This window comes from Mesorhizobium sp. L2C066B000 (assembly GCF_000502335.1).
Taxonomy (GTDB): domain Bacteria; phylum Pseudomonadota; class Alphaproteobacteria; order Rhizobiales; family Rhizobiaceae; genus Mesorhizobium.
This window is the reverse complement of the sequence record NZ_AYWZ01000001.1, coordinates 1,392,327-1,413,298: the sequence shown is the minus strand read 5'-3', so window position 1 is coordinate 1,413,298 and position 20,972 is coordinate 1,392,327. Positions and strand designations below refer to the sequence as shown.

The following is a 20,972-nucleotide window of genomic DNA, read 5'->3' as shown; positions in this document are numbered from 1 at the left end:
AAACAAACACAAACATCCCAGCCGATCTGCCGGCGGGAAAGTGGTTAGTTAGCCGGTGCCTGGCTGGCTTCGGGGATGATGTGCGGGACTTCGTCGAGGCTGTAGCCCAGCCCGTGCGTCAGGCTATAGAAAACCCCCATGACGACAGCCGTGACGATGGTGGTGCGGATCACGGCGCGCAGCATATGCGGCCCGCGCGGCGCGCTCGCAACCGTGCCCAGCGTCACGTCCTGATCGTCATCCTGCGTCTTGACGCTGAACGGCAGCACGATGAACAGCATCAGCCACCAGGTGATGAAGAACAGCGCGGCAAACGAAATCCAGCTCATGCCTGCTCCAGTTCGACCAGCGTGCCGAAGAAATCCTTGGGATGCAGGAACAGCACCGGCTTGCCGTGGGCGCCGGTTTTGGGATTGCCGTCGCCCAGCACGCGGGCGCCGCTCGCTTTGAGGTGATCGCGCGCGGCAAGGATGTCGTCGACCTCGTAGCAGACATGATGCATGCCACCCGAGGGGTTCTTGTCCAGAAAGGCCGCGATCGGCGACCCCTCGCCCAGCGGCTCCAGGAGTTCGATCTTGGTGTTGCCGACATCGACGAACACCACGGTAACGCCATGCTCGGGCAGCGCTTGCGGCGCGGTGACCTTCGCGCCAAGCGTATCGCGATAGGCCGCAATCGCCGCGGCCAGGTCCGGCACGGCAAGCGCTATATGGTTCAGGCGTCCGAGCATGAAGTGCTCCACAAGTTAAGAGAGTAGGGAATGGGCAGTAGGCAGTAGTGATACATCTGCATTTTTCTCCACTGCCTACCGCCTACTGCCTATTCCCTCACCTCGTCACAAACACCGTCACCAGCGGCTTCTTGCCCCAGGCCTCGTTGGCGGCGCCGCGCACGGCGCGGCGCACCGCTTCCTGCACCAGATCGAGGTCCTTGCGGCGCTGGCGAGGGATCGAGTCGACCGCGCCGACGGCCGCGTCGAGCATCAGATCTTCCATGTTTTCGCCACGGGCATCGGCCTCGGCGACGCCGATGGCGACCAGATCGGGATCGCCGGCGAGCTCATATTTGTCGTCGAGCACGACATTGACCGCGACATGGCCGGCAAAGGATAGCTTGCGCCGGTCGCGTATGCCCATCGCCTGGTCGGTGCCGATCAGCCTGCCGTCCTTGTAGATGCGGCCGAACGGCACCTGGTCGATGATCGTGGCCGGACCCGGCGCCAGCCGCAGCATGTCGCCGTCGCGCACTTGCGCCACCTGGCCGATGCCCGACGTCGACATCAGCGACCCCTGCGCCACCAGATGCGCGGCTTCGCCGTGCACGGGAACGCCGATCTGCGGCCGCACCCATTCATACATCCTGCGCAATTCGCTGCGGCGGGGATGGCCGGAGACATGCACAAGCGCGTCGCCATCCTCGATGATCTTGATGCCGAGGTCGATGAGGCGGTTCTTGATCTCGAGGATCGCCTTCTCGTTGCCGGGAATGGTGCGTGAGGAAAACACCACCGTGTCGCCGGCCGTCAGCGACACCGATTTCATCTCGTCGCGCGAAAGTTTTGCCAGTGCCGCCAGCGCCTCGCCCTGGCTGCCGGTGCAGATGATGACGAGGTTCTCGCGCGGGATGAAGCCGAAATCCTCTTCGGCGATGAACTCCGGCAGCCCGTCCATGTAGCCGAGCTCGCCGGCGACATCGATGACCCGCTTCAGCGAGCGGCCCAGCACCAGGCACTGGCGGCCGGCATCGCGCGCCGCCTTGGCGATCGAGACGATGCGCCCGACATTGGAAGAGAAGGTGGTGACGGCGACACGGCCGACAGCGCTCTGGATGACGCCCCTGAGGCCTTCGCCCACCGCCACTTCCGACGGCGATTCGCCTTCGCGCAGCGCATTGGTGGAATCGCAGACCAGCGCCAGAACGCCCTTGTCGCCATAGGCGCGAAACCGCGCCTCGTCGGTTTTCGGACCGATCGTCGGTTCCGGATCGATCTTCCAGTCGCCGGTATGGATGACGGTGCCGGCCGGCGAGGTGATCGCCAGCGACATCGGCTCGGGGATCGAGTGCGCCACCGGAATGGCCTCGATCGAGAACGGGCCGACAGTGAATGTTTCGCCTGCCCGGTAGATCGTCACCGGAATTTTCTTCGGCGCGCCCTGCTCGCCCTGGCGCTTGGCGTCCAGCAGTCCGGCGCTGAACGGTGTCATCCACACCGGCGCCTTCAGCTTCGGCCAGATGTCGAGCAGCGCCCCGTAATGGTCTTCATGCGCGTGGGTGATGATGATGCCGCGCAGGCCGGCGAGGTTCTCCTCGATGAAGCGCGTATCGGGCAGGATCAGGTCGACGCCAGGATGCGCCGCATCGGGAAAAGTCACGCCGACATCGACGACGATCCACTCGCGCGCGCTAGGCGGCCCATAGCCGTAAAGGGCGAAGTTCATGCCGATCTCGCCGACGCCGCCGAGCGGCACGAAGACGAGTTCGGCGTTTTGCGCTTTCGCCATCAATTTTCCCTTCCCGGCCCTTGCGGCCAGCCCCTAAATCTTTGCCGACGCGACGGCGCCGAAATGCACGTCGCCGGCGGCTACCGTCACGACCGACCCCTCATCATCGCGGATCACGAAACGGCAGTCCGCGTCAATGGTTTCGAAGGTACCGCGCACCACATTCCCGTCAATCCTGACAGCAACCTCGCCGCCAAGCCCCGCCGCGCGCGATAGCCAGCGACGCCGGATGGCGTCGAGCCCGCGTCCGTCATCCCACAGCCGGGCATTGTCGGTCCAGGCATCAGACAGCGCCAAGAACAGCGTTTCGGCGTCGCATGTCGCGCCCAGCGCCTGAAGCGATGTCGCCGGATACGGCAAATCCGGCGGATGCGCCACCACATTGACGCCGATGCCCACCGCCACCGCGAAACGGCCGCCATCGAGAATGGCCGATTCCAGCAGGATGCCGGCCAGCTTGGCGCCGGAGGCCAGCACATCGTTCGGCCATTTCAGCTCGAAGCGATTCTGCCCCTGGCTGGCGCCGTCGAGGCCGATAGCGATCCTGCCCTTCGGCACCACGGCGTCGAGCGCATCGGCCAGCGACAGGCCGGCGACGAAGCCCAGCGTCGCCNCGATCCTGCCCTTCGGCACCACGGCGTCGAGCGCATCGGCCAGCGACAGGCCGGCGACGAAGCCCAGCGTCGCCGCCAGACGCAACTCACCGCCGGTGATGACCAGCAATGTCGCCGCCAGATTGCCCTCGGGCGATACCCAGGCCCTGCCGCGGCGGCCACGGCCGCTTTCCTGCTTCTTGGAAACGACCCACAATTTGCCGGGATCGCCTGCCCTTGCATGGTCCAGCGCCAGTGTGTTGGTGGAACCCACGCTGTCATGGGCCTCGAGCCGGAACCCTTCCGTCTCAGAGGTCGGAGCCAGCCGAAATGCCATCCGTTCAGAAAAATGTCTTGGCGGCGGCTTCGGCGTAGGTCGCGATCGGCCCGCCGATCAGCACATAGAACAGCACGAAAGCGCCGGAGACACCAAGCACGAGGCGCAGCTCAACCGCCATCGGCACGAAGCCGCCGGCCGGTTCGTCGAACCACATGATCTTGATGATCCGCAGATAGTAGAAAGCGCCCACCACAGAGGCCAGCACGCCGATGATCGCCAGCGCATAGAGATTGGCGTTGATGGCGGCGAGGAACACGTACCATTTCCCCCAGAAACCGGCGAGCGGCGGGATGCCGGCCAGCGAGAACATCAGGATGGTCAGGATCGTCGCCATGATCGGGTTGGTCGACGACAGACCGGCGAGATCGCTGATCTGCTCGACATTGCCTTCCTTGCGCCGCATGGCGAGGATGAAGGCGAAGGTGCCGAGCGTCATGACGAGATAGATCAGCATGTAGATGGCGACGCCGCGCACGCCGGCCTGGCTGTTGGCGGCTAGGCCGACCAGCGCGTAGCCCATATGGCCGATCGAGGAGTACGCCATCAGCCGCTTGATGTTGGTTTGGCCGATCGCGGCGAAGGAGCCGAGCGCCATCGAGGCGATCGAGATGAAGACGATGATCTGCTGCCAGTCGGAAGCGATCGGCTTGAAGGCGCCCATGGTGACGCGCACGATCAGCGCCATTGCCGCCATTTTGGGGGCAGCCGCCAGGAAGGCGGTGACCGGCGTCGGCGCGCCCTCGTAGACATCGGGCGTCCACATGTGGAACGGCACCGCGGAAATCTTGAAGGCAAGGCCGGCCAAAACGAAAACCAGGCCGACGACGAGGCCGAGCTGGCGCTCACCGCTGCCAAGCGCCGAGGCGATTTCCTGGAAGCCGACATTGCCAGTGTAGCCGTAAATGAGGCTGATGCCGTAAAGCAGCATGCCCGACGACAGCGCGCCCAGCACAAAATACTTCAAACCGGCCTCGGTCGAACGCAGATTGTCGCGATTGATCGCGGCCAGCACGTAAATCGCCAGCGACTGCAGCTCGAGGCCGAGATAGAGCCCGATCATGCCGTTGGCCGAGATCATCAGCATCATACCGAGCGTGCAGAGCAGGATCAGCACCGGGTATTCGAACTTGTCGAAATGCTCCTGCCTGGCGAAGCGCATCGACATCACCAGCGTCACCGCCGAACCGATCAGCGACAGCACCTTCATGAAGCGGGAGAACGGATCCTGGATGAAGGCGTTGCCGTAGGCTGCGCCCTGTCCCGTGGGAAAGATCAGCCATAGGCCTGCGATCACCAGCACGGCGACGGCAAGGACAGTCACCAGAATGGCAGTGTTGGCGCGCGAATAGGCGCCCACCATCAACAGCGCCAGCGCGCCGATGGCGAGGATCAGCTCCGGCGTCGAGAGCGAAAGGCTGGAGTAAAGGTCCGGCGTCATGGTTCGCAAAACCTCTGGTCAGTTCGCCGCCGCGGTCTGCGCGGCGCCGATGGATGCGGTGACATTGGTGACGAGCGCCTTGACCGACTGGGCCGTGGCATCGAAGACGGGAGCGGGATAAACGCCGAAGAAGATGACCAGCACGACCAGCGGGTAGATGATTGCCTTCTCGCGCGTCGACAGATCGAGCAGGCCCTTCAGGCTTTCCTTGGTCAGCGCGCCGAAGATCACCCGGCGGTAGAGCCAGAGCGCGTAGGCCGCCGACAGGATGACGCCGGTGGCGGCGAAGAAAGCCACCCAGGTGTTGACCCGGAACACGCCGAGCATGGTCAGGAACTCGCCAACGAAACCTGACGTGCCCGGCAAGCCGACATTGGCCATGGTGAAGATCAGGAACACCGTGGCGTATTTCGGCATGTTGTTGACCAAGCCGCCATAGGCGTCGATCTCGCGCGTGTGCATGCGGTCGTAAATGACGCCGACGCACAGGAACAGTGCGCCCGAGACGAGGCCGTGGCTCAGCATCTGGAAGATCGCGCCCTGCACGCCTTCCTGGTTCATGGCGAAGATGCCCATGGTGACGAAGCCCATATGGGCGACGGAGGAATAGGCGATCAGCTTCTTCATGTCCTCCTGCATCAGCGCCACCAGCGAGGTGTAGATGATGGCGACGACCGACAGCGTGAACACCAGCGGTGCGAACATTTCCGACGCCAGCGGGAACATCGGCAGGGAGAAGCGCAGGAAGCCGTACCCGCCCATTTTCAACAGTATGCCCGCCAGGATCACCGAGCCCGCCGTCGGCGCTTCGACGTGCGCATCGGGCAGCCAGGTGTGCACCGGCCACATCGGCATCTTCACCGCGAAGGAGGCGAAGAAGGCTAGAAATAGCCATGTCTGCATGTGGGCCGGGAAGTTGTGGGTCAGCAGCGTCGGGATGTCGGTGGTGCCCGCCTGGAAGAACATCGCCATGATGGCGAGCAACATCAGCACCGAGCCGGCCAGCGTGTAGAGGAAGAACTTGAACGAGGCATAGACGCGGCGCTTGCCGCCCCAGACGCCGATGATGATGAACATCGGGATCAGGCCGGCCTCGAAGAAGACGTAGAACAGCACGATGTCGAGCGCGCAGAACACGCCGATCATCAGCGTTTCCAAGAGCAGGAATGCAATCATGTAGGCCTTGACCCGCTTGTCGATCGCTTCCCACGACGCCAGGATGCAGAGCGGCATCAGGAACGTCGTCAGGATGACGAACAGCATCGAAATGCCGTCGACGCCCATATGGTAGGAGATGCCGGAATCCAGCCAGGCAAACTTCTCGACGAACTGGAAGCCGGCCTGCGAATTGTCGAAGCCGGTCCAGATGAACAGCGAGATGATGAAGGTGGCCGCCGTCGTCGTGAACGCGATGGCGCGGATGTTGCGACGCGCATTCGGGCTGTCATCCCTGATGAACAGGATCAGCAGCACACCTACGAGCGGCAGGAAGGTGACCAGCGAGAGGATTGGCCAGGCGGTCATCAGAGCATCATCCAGGTGACGAGTGCGGCCACGCCGATCAGCATGGCGAAGGCATAGTGATAGAGATAGCCGGTCTGCAGCTTGACGACGCGGTCGGTGACGTCGACGACGCGCGCCGAAATGCCGTCAGGACCGAGCCCGTCGATGATGGTGCCGTCGCCGGTCTTCCACAAGAACCTGCCCAGCGCCTTTGCCGGCCGCACGAACAGGACGTCGTAGAGCTCGTCAAAGTACCATTTGTTGAGCAGGAAGGCATACAGCAGCCGATGGTTGGCGGCGACACTCCGGGGCAGTTCCGGCGAGCGGATGTAGAACTTCCAGGCGACTGCAAAGCCGATGACCATGGCGACGAACGGTGCCAGCTCGACCCACAGCGGCAATTCATGGATGTCGTGCAGGATGTGGTTGTCCGGCAGCGTGAACAGCGACGCCTTCCAGAATTCGGCATAGCCTTCGCCGATGAAGGCGCCATGAAAGATAACGCCGGCAAACAGCGCGCCCGCGGCCAGGATGAACAGCGGCACCAGCATCACCGGCGGCGATTCATGGACATGGTGCATGACGTCGTGGCTCGCCCGCGGCTCGCCGTGGAAGGTCATGAAGATCAGCCGCCAGGAGTAGAAGGAGGTGAAGCAGGCGGCGATGACCAGCAGGACAAAAGCGAGGCCGGCGACCGAATTGTGGCCGGCAAAGGCAGCCTCGATGATGGCATCCTTGGAGAAGAAGCCGGCGGTGCCGATGACGGTCACCGGAATGCCGACGCCGGTCAGCGCCAGCGTGCCGATCACCATCATCCAGTAGGTCTTCGGAATGAGCTTCCGCAGGCCGCCCATCTTGCGCATGTCCTGCTCGTCGGAGACGGCATGGATGACCGAGCCCGAGCCCAGGAACAGCAGCGCCTTGAAGAAGGCGTGCGTGAACAGATGGAAAATCGCCGCGCCATAGGCGCCGACGCCGAGCGCCACGAACATGTAGCCGAGCTGCGAGCAGGTCGAATAGGCGATGACGCGCTTGATGTCGTTCTGGACCAGGCCGACGGTCGCCGCGAAGAAGGCGGTGAAGGCGCCGATGAAGGTCACCACGGTCAGCGCCGAATGCGACAGTTCGAACAGCGGCGACAGCCGCGCCAGCATGAACACGCCGGCCGTGACCATGGTGGCGGCATGGATCAGTGCCGAGACCGGGGTCGGGCCCTCCATCGCGTCCGGCAGCCAGGTGTGCAGCGGCACCTGCGCCGACTTGCCCATAGCGCCCATGAACAGCAGCAGGCAGACGATGGTCATGGCTGCCTGCTTGTCCAGCGCGTAGCCGAGGAAGGTCAGCACGGCCGCGCCTTGTGGGGCGCCTTCAGCCGGAATGAACGTCGCGGCATTGGCGAAGATGGTGCCGAGATTGACCGAGCCGAACAAAACGAAGACGCCGAAAATGCCGAGCGCGAAGCCAAAATCGCCGACGCGGTTGACGACGAAGGCCTTGATCGCAGCAGCATTGGCCGACGGCTTCTTGTACCAGAAGCCGATCAGCAAATAGGAGGCGAGACCCACCCCTTCCCAGCCGAAGAACATCTGCACGAGGTTGTCCGCCGTCACCAGCATCAGCATGGCGAAGGTGAACAATGACAGATAGGCGAAGAAGCGCGGCCGGTTCGGATCGTGGTGCATGTAGCCGATCGAATAGATGTGGACCAGCGCCGACACCGTGTTGACCACCACCAGCATGACCACCGTCAGCGTATCGATCCTGAGCGCCCAGGACGCGTCCAAGCCGCCGGATTGGATCCAGCGCAGTACCGGCACGGTGAACACCTCGCCTTCGCCGAAGCCGACGGAGAAGAAGGCGACCCAGGACAGCACGGCCGAGATCACCAGGAAGCCCGAGGTGATGTATTCCGATGCCTTGGCGCCGAGCGCATTGCCGAACAGGCCGACAATCAGGAAGCCGAGCAGCGGAAGGAAGACGATCGCTTGATACATGTTAGCCCCGTCAACCCTTCATCTGGTTCACGTCTTCGACCGCGATCGAGCCGCGGTTGCGGAAGAAGACGACGAGAATGGCAAGACCGATGGCCGCTTCGGCGGCCGCGACCGTCAGGACGAACAGGGCAAACACCTGGCCGACGAGATCGCCCAATGCCGCCGAGAAGGCGACGAAATTGATGTTGACCGCCAAAAGGATCAGCTCGATCGACATCAGGATGACGATGATGTTCCTGCGGTTCAGGAAGATGCCGAACACGCCGAGCGTGAACAGGATCGCCGATACGGTCAGGTAATGTGCGATGCCGACGACCATCTCAGAGCCCCTCGCCCGACTTGACCTTGCGGATTTCCATGCCTGTCGCCGGCGTGCGGCCGACCTGGGCTGCGATCGACTGCCGCTTGACCCCTTCCTTGTGGCGCAGCGTCAGGACGATGGCGCCGATCATGGCGACCAGCAGGATGAGGCCCGAAATCTGGAAGTAGTAGAGGTAGTCCGTATAAAGGATGTCGCCGAGTGCTGCGGTGTTTGTCCGCGCGGCAAGATCCGGGATGGGTTTGGAGACCGTCGAGGCCAGTTGCGGCGCGAAGGTGTAGCCGCCGAGCACCACGATCAGCTCGGCCGCCAGGATCAGCCCGACCAGCGCGCCGATCGGCGCATATTGCAGGGCGCCTTCCTTCATCTCGGCGAAGTCGACATCGAGCATCATGACGACGAACAGGAACAGCACCATGACCGCGCCGACATAGACGACAAGCAGGATCATCGCCAGGAACTCGGCGCCGGTCAGCATGAACAGGCCGGCGGCGTTGAAGAAGGTCAGGATCAGGAACAGCACGGAATGCACGGGGTTGCGCGACGAAATGACCATGAAGGCCGACGCCACCGCGACAAAGGCGAAGAGGTAGAAAAAGGCCGCCTCTAGTCCACTCAGCATTGGGGATCCCCCGGGTTCCTGTCCAAACAGGACATCCGTCCTGTTTGATTTCTGCGACCGCCTCCGGTCGGCAAGTTGCGTTGTCCTTAGACGAGGCCCCTCGCCCCGTCCATGCGTCAAATGTCAGCGATAGGGCGAGTCCAGCGAGATGTTGCGCGCCAGTTCGCGCTCCCAGCGGTCGCCATTCGCCAGCAGCCTGTCCTTGTCGTAGTAAAGCTCCTCGCGCGTCTCCGTCGCGAACTCGAAATTCGGCCCCTCGACGATGGCGTCGACCGGGCAGGCTTCCTGGCAGAAGCCGCAATAGATGCACTTCACCATGTCGATGTCGTAGCGCACGGTGCGGCGAGTGCCGTCATTGCGGCGCGGGCCGGCCTCGATGGTGATCGCCTGCGCCGGACAGATCGCTTCGCACAATTTGCAGGCGATGCAGCGTTCCTCGCCATTGGGATAGCGGCGCAGCGCATGCTCGCCACGGAAGCGCGGGCTGGTCGGCCCTTTCTCGTGCGGATAGTTGATCGTCTCCTTCGGCGCGAAGAACTGGCGCATCGACAGGAAAAAGGCGCTGACGAAATCCTGCAGCAGCAGCGATTTGGCGGCCTGGCCAAAAGCGGACATCACGCAAACCCCGTGATCTTGAGGAAGGCCGCGGTGGCAACGACCATGAACAGGGAGATCGGCAGGAACACTTTCCAGCCCAGCCGCATCAGCTGGTCGTAGCGGTAGCGCGGCACGAAGGCCTTCACCATCGAGAACATGAAGAACATCAGGCAGATCTTGAGCACGAACCAGATCACGCCGGGCACCCAGGTGAAGGGGGCGAAGTCGAAGGGCGGCAGCCAGCCGCCGAGGAACAGGATGGTGGCCAGCGCGCACATCATCACCACGGCGACGTATTCGCCGAGGAAGAACAACAGGAACGGCGTCGAGGAGTATTCGACCATATGGCCGGCGACGAGTTCCGACTCGGCTTCCACCAGGTCGAAGGGCGGGCGGTTGGTCTCGGCCAGCGCCGAGATGAAGAAAATGACGAACATCGGGAACAGCGCCAGCCAGTGCCAGTCGAGGAAGCTGTTGGGCAGGCCAAGCTTGGTGCCCAGCCCATCCTGCTGCGACAGCACGATGTCCGACAGGTTGAGCGAGCCGACGCAGAGCAGCACGGTGACGATGACGAAGCCGATCGAGACTTCGTAGGACACCATCTGCGCCGCCGAGCGCAGCGCGCCGAGGAACGGGTATTTCGAGTTGGACGCCCAGCCGCCCATGATCACGCCATAGACCTCGAGCGAGGAGATGGCGAAGACGTAGAGGATGCCGACATTGACGTTGGCGATCCCCCAGCCCGCATTGACGGGAATGACCGCCCAGGCCGAGATTGCCAGCACGGCCGACACCAGCGGCGCCAGCAGGAACACGCCCTTGTTGGCGCCGGACGGAATGACCGGTTCCTTGAAGACGAATTTCAGCAGATCGGCGAAAGCCTGCAGCGTGCCCCACGGGCCGACGACGTTCGGGCCGCGGCGCAATTGCACCGCCGCCCAGATCTTGCGGTCGGCGTAAAGCAGGTAGGCAACCCCGATCAGCAAAACGACGATCAGCACGACCGACTTTAAAAGGATGATCAGCGTCGGCAGCACGTAGAAGGAGAAGAAGGTGTCCATGTCTACTCTGCCGCCTGCCTGAAGCCGTTTTTCGCCAGCGCCGAGCATTCCGCCATGACGGCGGAGGCCCGCGCGATCGGGTTGGTCAGATAGAAATCCGTGACCGGCGAGGTGAAAGTGCCCTTGTTCAGCCGCCCGCCGAGCTTCGCCACCCTAGCGACGTCATCGGCATTGCCGGCTTCGACATGATCGATGCGGGCGAGATGCGGGTATTCGCCATAAAGTTTGGCGCGCAACTGCTGCAGCGAATCGAAGGGTAGTTTCTTGCCCAGCACATCGGACAATGCCCTCAGGATCGCCCAGTCTTCGCGCGCGTCGCCCGGCGCGAAGCCCGCGCGGTTGGTCTGCTGCACGCGTCCCTCGGTGTTGACATAGGTGCCGGACTTTTCGGTGTAGGCGGCTCCCGGCAGGATGACATTGGCGCGGTGCGCACCGGCGTCGCCATGCGTGCCGACATAGACGACGAAGGCGCCGCCGGTCTTGGACATGTCGACCTCGTCGGCGCCGAGCAGGAACAGAACCTCGCTCTCCCCCAGCATGCCGGCAACGTTCTTGCCGCCCTTGCCAGGCACGAAGCCGACATCGAGACCGCCGACGCGCGCGGCCGCAGTGTGCAGCACGGCAAAGCCGTTCCAGTCGGCGCGCGCAGCGTTGACGGCCGTGGCGAGTTTCGCCGCCTGGCCGAGCACCGCCGCACCGTCGGCACGCGACAGCGCGCCCTGGCCGACGATGATCAGAGGATGCGTCGCCTTCTTCAGCACCTGGAAGAACTTGCCATTGCCGTCGGCCAGATCTTTCAAGGACTCCGGACCGGCGCCGAGCTGTTCGTAGTCGTAACGCGTGTCGCCGACCTCGCCGATGACGCCGACCGGCAGATTGCCGATCCGCCAGCGCTTGCGGATGCGGGCATTGAGCACCGAGGCCTCGAAGCGCGGATTGGCGCCGATGATCAGCACCGCGTCGGCCTGCTCGATGCCCTCGATGGTCGGGTTGAAGATGTAGCTGGCGCGGCCGAGCGCCGGATCGAGTGCGGCGCCGTCCTGGCGGCAATCGGTGTTCCTTGAGCCCAACGCAGCCATAAGCTGCTTCAGTGCGTAGATTTCCTCGACGGCGGCAAGATCGCCCGAAATCGCGCCGATTTTCTCGGGCGCGGCATTCGACACCGCATCCCTGATCGCAACGAACGCTTCGGCCCAGCTGGCCGGCGCCAGCTTTCCGTCCTTGCGGACATAGGGGCGGTCGAGGCGCTGCGTTCGCAATCCGTCCCAGATGAAGCGGGTCTTGTCGGAAATCCACTCCTCGTTCACCGCTTCATTGACGCGCGGCAGGATGCGCATCACCTCCCGGCCGCGGCTGTCGACGCGGATTGCCGAGCCGACGGCGTCCATGACGTCGATGGATTCGGTCTTGGTCAGCTCCCACGGCCGTGCCTGGAAGGCGAAAGGCTTCGACGTCAGCGCGCCGACCGGGCAAAGGTCGATGACATTGCCCTGCAGCTCCGAGGTCATGGCGCTTTCGAGATAGGTGGTAATCTCGGCATCCTCGCCGCGGCCGATCAGGCCAAGCTCGGAAATGCCTGCAACTTCCGTGGTGAAGCGGACGCAGCGCGTGCAGTGGATGCAGCGGTTCATAACCGTCTTGACCAATGGGCCGATATACTTGTCTTCGACCGCGCGCTTGTTCTCGTGATAGCGCGAGGAATCGACGCCGAAGGCCATCGCCTGGTCCTGCAGGTCGCATTCGCCGCCCTGGTCGCAGATCGGGCAATCCAGCGGATGGTTGATCAAGAGGAATTCCATCACCCCTTCGCGGGCCTTCTTGACCATCGGCGTGTTGGTGAAGATTTCAGGCGCCTCACCATTCGGACCCGGACGCAGGTCGCGCACATTCATGGCGCAGGAGGCCTGCGGTTTGGGCGGCCCGCCCTTCACCTCGATCAGGCACATGCGGCAATTGCCGGCGATCGACAGCCGCTCATGGAAGCAGAAGCGCGGCACTTCCNCGGCACTTCCGCGCCGGCGTCCTCGGCCGCCTGCAGCAGCGTGTAGTGGTCGGGTACAGTGATCTCTTTCCCGTCGACCTTGAGCTTTGCCATCAATTGCCCCCGGCGGTCTGCGCCGTCTCATATGCCTGAAACAGATCGCTCAGCCTGATGCCATTGATCATCATGCCGGCGACTTCAGCGTTTTCTATCTTCAGATTGCTCATATTCACATTGCTGAAAAACGCGTTCGAGAGGTTCGCGTCGTCCACCACGGCCGCCGACAGGTCGACGTTGTGAAACTGCGTGTTCGACAAGTTCACATCGTCAAATCTGGAGTTGCTGACGATGGCATTGCGCACATCGAGAACATCGCTCCTGTCGTGGATCTCCATGCCTGCCACCCCTACTTCTTCGCCTTGGCAGCCAGCGTCAGCGCCGCGGCCTGGCGGGTCCACTCGTCGCGGCCGATGCGGCCGGTGAGCGACAGGTAGTCCTCGACCCAGGCGATCTCTTCCGGCGTCCACGCCGCGATCTGGGCAAAGGTCCAGATGCCGAGGCCGTTCAGCACCTTTTCCAGCTTCGGCCCAACGCCGGTGATCGCCTTGAGATCCGACGGCTTGGCCGGACGCGCCATGGCCTTGGGCTGTCTGAAATCCTCCGGCATCAATCCGATCGTCGCGCCTTCGGCGACGGCATCGGTCTTCTCCGGCTCGGCATCGACGGTGCGAGCGGCAATATCGGTCACATCCTGGGCAAAACTCTGCGCCTCGGCGATCAGGGTTCTGGTCGCCGCGCGCGCCTTGGTGGCCGGCGCGGTCTCGGAGAACTCTTGGGTGCGCTGCTCGAAATCGTCGATGATCGGCTGGAAAATCCGCTGCGATGCCTCGGCAGCACCCGACAAGGCGCCGAGCCACACGCCAAATGCATGGTTGGCAAGGCCGAAGCCCAGCGCCGACATCGCGGCGGCACCAGCGACAGGATGCGCGAGAAGGTTGACGGCGCTGGCCATCTCCTTCGGCATCATCCTGGTCAAATCCTGGTTCATCTTTTCAAGCTGGTCCAAATTGGGCATCAAAGGGTTCGAATACTGCGCCATAGACATCTCCTGGTCGTTTCTTCGCTTGCCCCGCCCCGCTGTGTCAGTCCCGGGCTTGCGCCCGTATTTCAAATCTACTCAGCCGCCACCATCACCGGTTCGGCCCGGTGCGCGTTGCGCGAAAACTCGTCGATGCGCCGCTCCACCTCGCCGCGGAAATGCCGCATCAGGCCCTGGATCGGCCATGCCGCGGCATCGCCCAGCGCGCAGATCGTATGACCCTCCACCTGTTTGGTGACGTCGAGCAGCATGTCGATCTCGCGCTTCTGCGCCTCGCCGCGCACCAGCCGCTCCATCACCCGCCACATCCAGCCGGTGCCTTCGCGGCATGGCGTGCACTGGCCGCAGCTCTCATGCTTGTAGAAATAGGAAAGCCTGGCGATCGCCTTCACGATATCGGTCGATTTGTCCATGACGATGACAGCCGCCGTGCCGAGGCCGGATTTCAGGTCGCGCAAAGCATCGAAATCCATCGGCGCATCGATGATCTGCTCGGCCGGCACCAGCGGCACCGAAGCGCCGCCCGGAATGACCGCGAGGAGATTGTCCCAGCCGCCGCGAATGCCACCGCAATGCGTCTCGATCAGCTCGCGGAACGGGATCGACATCGCCTCTTCGACGGTGCACGGATTGTTGACATGGCCCGAGATGCAAAACAGCTTGGTGCCGACATTGTTGGGGCGGCCGAAGGACGAGAACCAGGCGGCGCCACGGCGCAAAATGGTCGGCGCGACCGCGATTGACTCGACATTGTTCACGGTAGTCGGACAACCGTACAAGCCGACATTGGCTGGGAATGGCGGCTTCAGCCGGGGCTGGCCCTTCTTGCCTTCGAGGCTTTCGAGAAGTGCTGTTTCCTCGCCACATATATAGGCGCCGGCGCCGTGATGCATGTAGATGTCGAAATCGTATCCGGACGTGTTGTTCTTGCCGATCAGCCTGGCCTCGTAGGCCTCGTCGATGGCGCGCTGCAGCGCCTCGCGCTCACGGATGAACTCGCCGCGCACATAGATGTAGGCGGCGACCGCGCCCATGGCGAAGCCGGCGATGAACGAGCCCTCGACCAGGGTGTGCGGATCGTTGCGCAGGATATCGCGGTCCTTGCACGTGCCGGGCTCGGACTCGTCGGCGTTGACAACGAGATAACTCGGCCTTCCATCGCTCTGCTTGGGCATGAACGACCATTTCAGCCCGGTCGGGAAGCCGGCGCCGCCACGGCCGCGCAGGCCGGACGCCTTCATCTCATTGACGATCCACTCTCGCCCCTTGGCGATGATGCCGGGCGTGTTGTCCCAGGCGCCGCGCGCCATCGCGCCGGCCAGTGACTTGTCGAAGAGCCCGTAGATGTTGTTGAAGATGCGGTCTTTGTCAGCCAGCATGACTTACCTCTTTCCCCGCAAGACGATCGAGACCCACACCAGCACGCCTATGCCGGTCGCGGCCATCGATTCCAGGGTATCCGAAAACGGCAATTCGACGAGGCGCCGAAGCCCCTCCAGAAGGATGTTGGCAGCAGCGATGCAGACAACGCCGATGACAATGCTGCGCAGCGACAGCAAAGATCCGGTGCTTTGCGCTTCAGCCATCAACGTGGCTCCTTGCCGAAGACGCGGATGTATTCGGCGACGCCGCCCTTGGCGAGCGCCTTGGCCTGCTTGCCCCAGTCGTCGCGCTCGATGCGGCCCTGGAAAGCGAGATATCCATCCACCCAGTCGCGCTCGGCCTTATTCCAGGATGCGACCTGTGTGAAGGTGAAGATGCCAAGCGAATGAAGGATGCCCTCGATCTTCGGGCCAATGCCCGAGATCAGCTTGAGATCGTCGACCGCAGCCGGCCTGTCGATTCCGGCCGGACGGTTCTTGTCCTCGAGCGACGGCTTTGCGGGTCTGGCTGTCGGCGCCTTGACGGTCGGGGCCACCGGGGCGTTGGCCGCTGGCGCCTTGAATTCCGGAGCGATGAAGGCAGCTGCCGGCGTGGAGGTGGTCTTCGGGCCATTACGCTGCTTGGCGACCTTCTCGACTTCAGGCGCCGCGGTGTTGGCGTTGGCGGCCGAATGCAGGGGCGCCGGGACGCTCGCCGCTTTTTCCGCCGCCGGTGCAACCTTGGCCCTGGAGGGCGACTTCAACGCCGAGCTGGTTTCCGGCGCATCGGTTTTCGGTTTGCCGGCGTTGGATGGCGCGACCGGGGCGGCCGCTGCAGGAGCGGCAGGAGCCGGAACAGGCGCCGCAATGATTGCGTCGGGCGCCGCGTGGGCAGCCTTGCTCGCCGCCCTGGCTTCCTTGTCGCGCGTTGCTTTGAGGATCGCCTTTTCGCTCTTCAGCGTCGTCAGGCCAGGCGCCGGCTCCGAGCCGGTTCTGCCGTTTTGCGGTCCCGTGGGAACCGAGGCGCCCTTGCCCGCATCGTAAAGATCGATGATTTCGGCCAGCCGCTCGGGGGTGAGATCCTCGAACGTATCCTTGAAGACCATCACCATCGGCGCGTTGACGCAGGCGCCGAGGCATTCGACTTCCTCCCACGACAGCGTGCCCTTCTCGTTGGTGTGGAACTGGTCGTGATGGATTTTCGAGCGGCACACATCCATCAGCGCTTCCGAGCCGCGCAGCATGCAGGGCGTGGTGCCGCAGACCTGGATATGCGCGCGCGTGCCGACCGGATTGAGCTGGTACTGCGTGTAGAAGGTCGCGACTTCGAGGCCGCGAATGCGCGGCATGCCGAGCATGTCCGAAATCGTCTCGATCGCCGCCTTGGTGACCCAGCCTTCCTGCTCCTGCGCAATCATCAGCAAGGGAATGATCGCCGACTGCTCCCGGCCCTTCGGATATTTCTTGATCCATTGCTTCGCAACCGCCGCATTCGCCCGGTTGAAGGCGAAGGTGGCTGGCTGGACGCTTGCTTCTGCGAGACGGCGGACTGACATTTAGCGATCGGGCCCCTGCTCTGCTACGAGAGCTATTGCGGTTTCACATTCTTTCTGATGAGAAAACGGAATGCGTTCGGCAGATCGAGCAACACTCGCAAATCGCTCTGCGGGCAACGTGTATTGCCACAGTCCCAGAACGGTTTGCCTTACTTGAGGCGAGATCCATGCCATGACCGCATGAGCGTCGATGTCATCGTCGAACAAGTGCTCGTAAAAAGCGACACCAGCCGCATTCCAAATCTGTTTGTTCGGGTGAACGGCAGCCCATTGGGCGAACCCATGCATTCTACCCAGCTTGTCGACGTCATTCTCGCGGTGGGCAAGGCGCGTCTTGGGTAGCAGGGTAAAAAAGAAGTCATAGATCGAACAGTGCTGAGTCGAGTTGTAAGAAGCCTCGGCGAACTCGACCGGCAGCATGGCTTTTGCCAATTCGCGCCACCGCGGTAGGGCAGCGTCCGCATTCCCTCGAACACCGACCTGAGAGCGCACTGTAGGATTGGCTGCCGCCATCACCGATCAACCTCCCCGAAGACGATATCGAGGGAACCCAACACGGCAGTGACGTCGGCCAGCATGTGGCCACGGCAGAGGAAATCCATGGCTTGCAGATGCGCGAAGCCGGGCGCGCGCAGCTTGCAGCGGTAGGGCTTGTTGGTGCCGTCGGAGACGAGATAGACGCCGAACTCGCCCTTCGGCGCCTCGACCGCGGCATAGACCTCGCCGGCCGGCACGCGATAGCCCTCGGTGTAGAGCTTGAAATGATGGATCAGCGCTTCCATCGAGCGCTTCATCGCCTGGCGCTTCGGCGGCACCACCTTGCCGTCGAGGTTCGACACCGGCCCGGTGCTCTCCTTGCCGAGCAGAAGGTCGACGCACTGGCGCATGATTTTCGCCGACTGGCGCATCTCTTCCATGCGCACGAGATAACGGTCGTAGCAGTCGCCGTTCTTGCCGATCGGGATGTCGAAATCCATCTCGGAATAGCATTCATAGGGCTGCGACTTGCGCAAATCCCAGGCAGCACCCGAGCCGCGCACCATGACGCCGGAAAAACCCCAGGCCCAGGCGTCGGCCAGCGACACGATACCGATATCGACATTGCGCTGCTTGAAGATGCGGTTGCCGGTAAGCAGCTTGTCGAGATCGTCGAGCGACTTCAGGAACGGGTCGATCCACTTGCCGATGTCCTCGACCAGCTTCGCCGGCAGATCCTGGTGCACACCGCCCGGACGGAAATAGGCCGCGTGCATGCGCGAACCCGAGGCTCGTTCATAGAACACCATCAGCTTTTCGCGTTCGACGAAACCCCACAGCGGCGGCGTCAGCGCGCCGATATCCAGCGCCTGCGTCGTCACATTGAGGATGTGCGACATGATGCGGCTGAGCTCGGAATAGAGCACGCGGATCAGCTGGCCGCGCTTCGGCACCTCGATGCCGAGCAACCGCTCGGTGGCGAGCGCGAAGGCATGCTCCTGGTTCATCGGCGCGCAATAATCGAGCCGGTCGAGATAGGGCACGGCCTGCAGGTAGGTCTTGTGCTCGATCAGCTTTTCGGTGCCGCGATGGAGCAGGCCGATATGCGGATCGACGCGATCGACCACTTCGCCGTCAAGCTCCAGCACAAGACGCAAAACACCGTGCGCCGCAGGGTGCTGCGGTCCGAAGTTGATGTTAAAGTTGCGGACGGAGGTTTCAGCCATTCTGGCGCCTCTGGCGAAGAGTCAGTAGTGAGTAGTGAGTAGTGATCATCAATCTCAATGCCTGCTTCATTCCGCCTGCTTGGCCTGCACCGTTCGGATAAGAGATCTCATCATTTTTCCAATCTCTTCGCATCGCAGCAGCAGCTCAATCTCATTGTCTTTTCGCAGCAGGCCAACCCGACATGCCAGCAGTATGTGTGTCTCCAGTTCCTTCAACGAGCCTTGCGCCATGCGCAAAAATTGAACGAACGACCCTCTGTTCTCCCGACCGTATCCCTCCGCGACGTTCGCTGCGACCGAAACCGCCGATCGGCGCATCTGAGAGGTCATGCCGTAAATCTCATCCCTCGGAAACTCTTTGGTGAAACGGTAGCAATCCTCAGCAAGCGTCATCGCCGATTGCCACACCTTCAAGTCGCGATAAGATTCGATCCGTTGCTCCAAATCTTTTGCTACTGACTACTCACTACTTCCTACTCACTGTTTCGCCTTCTCATCGCCCGGCAGGACGTAGTCCGTCCCTTCCCATGGCGAGAGAAAATCGAAGTTCCTGAATTCCTGCTTCAATTCCACCGGCTCGTAGATCACGCGCTTGGCTTCGTCGTCGTAGCGCACCTCGACGAAACCTGTCAGCGGGAAATCCTTGCGCAGGGGATGGCCCTCGAAGCCGTAATCCGTGAGGATGCGGCGCAGGTCCGGATGGCCGGAGAACAGCACGCCATAGAGATCGTAGGCCTCGCGCTCATACCAGTCGGCGCCGGGATAGACAGCGGTGAGCGACGGCACCAGCGTCTCTTCGTCGGCCTGGACCTTGATGCGGATGCGCAAATTCTGCTTCGGCGAAAGCAAATGATAGACGACGTCGAAACGCTTGACGCGCGACGGGTAGTCGGCGCCGCAGATATCGATGATTGAAATGAACTGGCAGCCCGAATCGTCACGCAGGAAGCTTGTCACCTCGATCAGATTGTCTGTAGCAACCGAGATCGTCAGTTCGCCATAGGCAAGCACCGCATCGGTGACGCGGCCCGGCAGCTTTTCGCCGAGATAGGTCGACAGTTCGCTCAGGGATACGGCCATGGGTCTACCGTTCGATCGTGCCGGTGCGGCGGATCTTCTTCTGCAGGAGAAGAATGCCGTAAAGCAGAGCTTCGGCGCTCGGCGGGCAACCGGGCACATAGATGTCAACCGGCACGATGCGGTCGCAGCCGCGCACCACCGAATAGGAATAGTGATAATAGCCGCCGCCATTGGCGCAGGAGCCCATCGAGATGACGTAGCGCGGCTCCGGCATCTGGTCGTACACCTTGCGCAAAGCCGGGGCCATCTTGTTGGTCAGCGTTCCCGCCACGATCATGATGTCGGACTGGCGCGGCGACGCGCGAGGAGCCACGCCAAACCTTTCAGAATCATAGCGCGGCATCGAGGTGTGGATCATCTCGACGGCACAGCAGGCGAGACCGAAGGTCATGAACATCAGCGAGCCGCTGCGTGCCCAGGTGATCAGCGCCTCGGTCGAGGTGACCAGAAAACCCTTGTCGGCCAGTTCATTGTTGATCTCGAGGAAGAACGGATCGTCGGAACCGACCGGACGTCCGGTATTGGGGTCGATCAGGCCTTTTGGCTTCGGCGCGACGAGCGTTCCGGAACTGTCGTTCAATCCCATTCCAGCGCTCCTTTTTTCCATTCATAGGCAAAGCCGATGGTCAGCACCGCCAAAAACACCATCATCGACCAGAAACCGAGCATGCCGATCTTCGAGAACGACACCGCCCACGGAAACAGGAAGGCCACTTCCAGATCGAAGATGATGAACAGGATCGACACCAGGTAGAAGCGGATGTCGAATTTCATCCGGGCATCGTCGAACGAGTTGAACCCGCACTCGTAGGCGGAAAGCTTCTCCGGATCGGGATTGCGATAAGCCACCAGGAACGGCGCGATGATAAGCGCCAGGCCTACAACCGCGGCCACGGCGATGAAGAGGACGATGGGCAGGTATGAACTGAGGAGTACGTTCATGCTCGGCTTTCCGTTGGCGGCCAATCCACTTTGATTACAGCAACCAACCCTAATGCGGAAGCGCGACAGTTTAACCGCTGAACCGTTTTAGGTGCCTTTGCTGCAACGCGGCGAGGGTTAGCGCACGGCTTTCAGCGAAGCAAGTCAAACCTTGTTCAAAAGACAGTGCTGGACGGCAGGCCGGGAAAAACTGGTCCGATCTCCTCCTGTTTGATTTCCTTCATCTTTCACTCCACTTTTGTCTCCTGACACATCTCCCGCCATTTGCCTGCTAGCATGACC

General features: G+C 62.4%; 22 protein-coding genes and 1 pseudogene. All 23 read right to left on the bottom strand.

What is annotated here, in order from left to right; genetic code table 11:
• Nucleotides 1-44: 44 nt before the first annotated feature.
• Nucleotides 45-329, bottom strand: a complete 285-nt coding sequence (locus X733_RS159400) for a DUF1467 family protein (protein WP_023670803.1) — start codon at nt 327-329, stop codon at nt 45-47.
• Complete coding sequence (gene mce, locus X733_RS159405) at nt 326-730, bottom strand: methylmalonyl-CoA epimerase (RefSeq protein ID WP_023698333.1); 405 nt, start codon at nt 728-730, stop codon at nt 326-328. Before mce ends, X733_RS159400 begins: the two co-directional genes overlap by 4 nt.
• Nucleotides 731-827: 97 nt before the next feature.
• Entirely contained in the window at nt 828-2,501 is a 1,674-nt protein-coding gene (locus tag X733_RS159410) for a ribonuclease J (RefSeq protein ID WP_023690300.1), read from the bottom strand.
• A gap of 33 nt (nt 2,502-2,534) precedes the next feature.
• Nucleotides 2,535-3,431: a biotin--[acetyl-CoA-carboxylase] ligase gene (locus X733_RS159415; RefSeq protein ID WP_023818008.1), complete on the bottom strand. Its 897-nt coding sequence runs from the start codon at nt 3,429-3,431 to the stop codon at nt 2,535-2,537.
• A gap of 4 nt (nt 3,432-3,435) precedes the next feature.
• Nucleotides 3,436-4,872: an NADH-quinone oxidoreductase subunit NuoN gene (gene nuoN, locus X733_RS159420; RefSeq protein ID WP_023706136.1), complete on the bottom strand. Its 1,437-nt coding sequence runs from the start codon at nt 4,870-4,872 to the stop codon at nt 3,436-3,438.
• 18 nt (nt 4,873-4,890) lie between these two features.
• Entirely contained in the window at nt 4,891-6,396 is a 1,506-nt protein-coding gene (locus tag X733_RS159425) for an NADH-quinone oxidoreductase subunit M (protein WP_023670808.1), read from the bottom strand.
• Complete coding sequence (gene nuoL / locus X733_RS159430; protein ID WP_023700374.1) at nt 6,396-8,369, bottom strand: NADH-quinone oxidoreductase subunit L; 1,974 nt, start codon at nt 8,367-8,369, stop codon at nt 6,396-6,398. Before nuoL ends, X733_RS159425 begins: the two co-directional genes overlap by 1 nt.
• Nucleotides 8,370-8,379: 10 nt before the next feature.
• A complete protein-coding gene (gene nuoK / locus X733_RS159435) occupies nt 8,380-8,688 on the bottom strand; it encodes an NADH-quinone oxidoreductase subunit NuoK (RefSeq protein WP_023670810.1) in 309 nt (102 codons plus the stop codon).
• A 1-nt stretch (nt 8,689) separates the two neighbouring features.
• Entirely contained in the window at nt 8,690-9,310 is a 621-nt protein-coding gene (locus tag X733_RS159440; RefSeq protein WP_023690957.1) for an NADH-quinone oxidoreductase subunit J, read from the bottom strand.
• A gap of 123 nt (nt 9,311-9,433) precedes the next feature.
• The gene (gene nuoI, locus X733_RS159445) at nt 9,434-9,925 is read right to left on the bottom strand and encodes an NADH-quinone oxidoreductase subunit NuoI (protein WP_023685203.1); all 492 of its coding nucleotides are present in this window, start codon (nt 9,923-9,925) and stop codon (nt 9,434-9,436) included.
• A complete protein-coding gene (nuoH, locus tag X733_RS159450) occupies nt 9,925-10,968 on the bottom strand; it encodes an NADH-quinone oxidoreductase subunit NuoH (protein WP_023685202.1) in 1,044 nt (347 codons plus the stop codon). The genes nuoI and nuoH overlap by 1 nt, the downstream gene beginning before the upstream one ends.
• Before the next feature lie 2 nt (nt 10,969-10,970).
• Nucleotides 10,971-13,063, bottom strand: a pseudogene (gene nuoG / locus X733_RS01000000165940) (NADH-quinone oxidoreductase subunit NuoG).
• A complete protein-coding gene (locus tag X733_RS159455) occupies nt 13,063-13,344 on the bottom strand; it encodes a pentapeptide repeat-containing protein (RefSeq protein WP_023685200.1) in 282 nt (93 codons plus the stop codon). The pseudogene nuoG and the gene X733_RS159455 overlap by 1 nt, the downstream one beginning before the upstream one ends.
• Before the next feature lie 11 nt (nt 13,345-13,355).
• Nucleotides 13,356-14,048 (bottom strand): NADH-ubiquinone dehydrogenase subunit, encoded by a 693-nt coding sequence (locus X733_RS159460; RefSeq protein WP_023685199.1) that lies wholly within the window; start codon nt 14,046-14,048, stop codon nt 13,356-13,358.
• A 74-nt stretch (nt 14,049-14,122) separates the two neighbouring features.
• Nucleotides 14,123-15,427 (bottom strand): NADH-quinone oxidoreductase subunit NuoF, encoded by a 1,305-nt coding sequence (nuoF, locus tag X733_RS159465; RefSeq protein WP_023670819.1) that lies wholly within the window; start codon nt 15,425-15,427, stop codon nt 14,123-14,125.
• Between the two features lie 3 nt (nt 15,428-15,430).
• A complete protein-coding gene (locus tag X733_RS159470) occupies nt 15,431-15,634 on the bottom strand; it encodes a hypothetical protein (RefSeq protein ID WP_023670820.1) in 204 nt (67 codons plus the stop codon).
• Nucleotides 15,634-16,965, bottom strand: coding sequence for an NADH-quinone oxidoreductase subunit E (locus X733_RS159475; RefSeq protein WP_023818007.1), 1,332 nt, complete (start codon nt 16,963-16,965; stop codon nt 15,634-15,636). Before X733_RS159475 ends, X733_RS159470 begins: the two co-directional genes overlap by 1 nt.
• Entirely contained in the window at nt 16,966-17,478 is a 513-nt protein-coding gene (locus tag X733_RS1000000167075) for a hypothetical protein (protein WP_155924158.1), read from the bottom strand.
• On the bottom strand, nt 17,478-18,668 hold the full coding sequence (locus X733_RS159480; protein ID WP_023670822.1) for an NADH-quinone oxidoreductase subunit D: 1,191 nt from the start codon (nt 18,666-18,668) through the stop codon (nt 17,478-17,480). Before X733_RS159480 ends, X733_RS1000000167075 begins: the two co-directional genes overlap by 1 nt.
• A 66-nt stretch (nt 18,669-18,734) precedes the next feature.
• Nucleotides 18,735-19,112, bottom strand: coding sequence for a four helix bundle protein (locus X733_RS159485; protein ID WP_031193090.1), 378 nt, complete (start codon nt 19,110-19,112; stop codon nt 18,735-18,737).
• A 33-nt stretch (nt 19,113-19,145) separates the two neighbouring features.
• Complete coding sequence (locus X733_RS159490; RefSeq protein WP_023818005.1) at nt 19,146-19,748, bottom strand: NADH-quinone oxidoreductase subunit C; 603 nt, start codon at nt 19,746-19,748, stop codon at nt 19,146-19,148.
• 4 nt (nt 19,749-19,752) lie between these two features.
• On the bottom strand, nt 19,753-20,334 hold the full coding sequence (locus tag X733_RS159495) for an NADH-quinone oxidoreductase subunit B (RefSeq protein WP_023670824.1): 582 nt from the start codon (nt 20,332-20,334) through the stop codon (nt 19,753-19,755).
• On the bottom strand, nt 20,325-20,690 hold the full coding sequence (locus X733_RS159500) for an NADH-quinone oxidoreductase subunit A (RefSeq protein ID WP_023670825.1): 366 nt from the start codon (nt 20,688-20,690) through the stop codon (nt 20,325-20,327). Before X733_RS159500 ends, X733_RS159495 begins: the two co-directional genes overlap by 10 nt.
• Nucleotides 20,691-20,972: the final 282 nt, after the last annotated feature.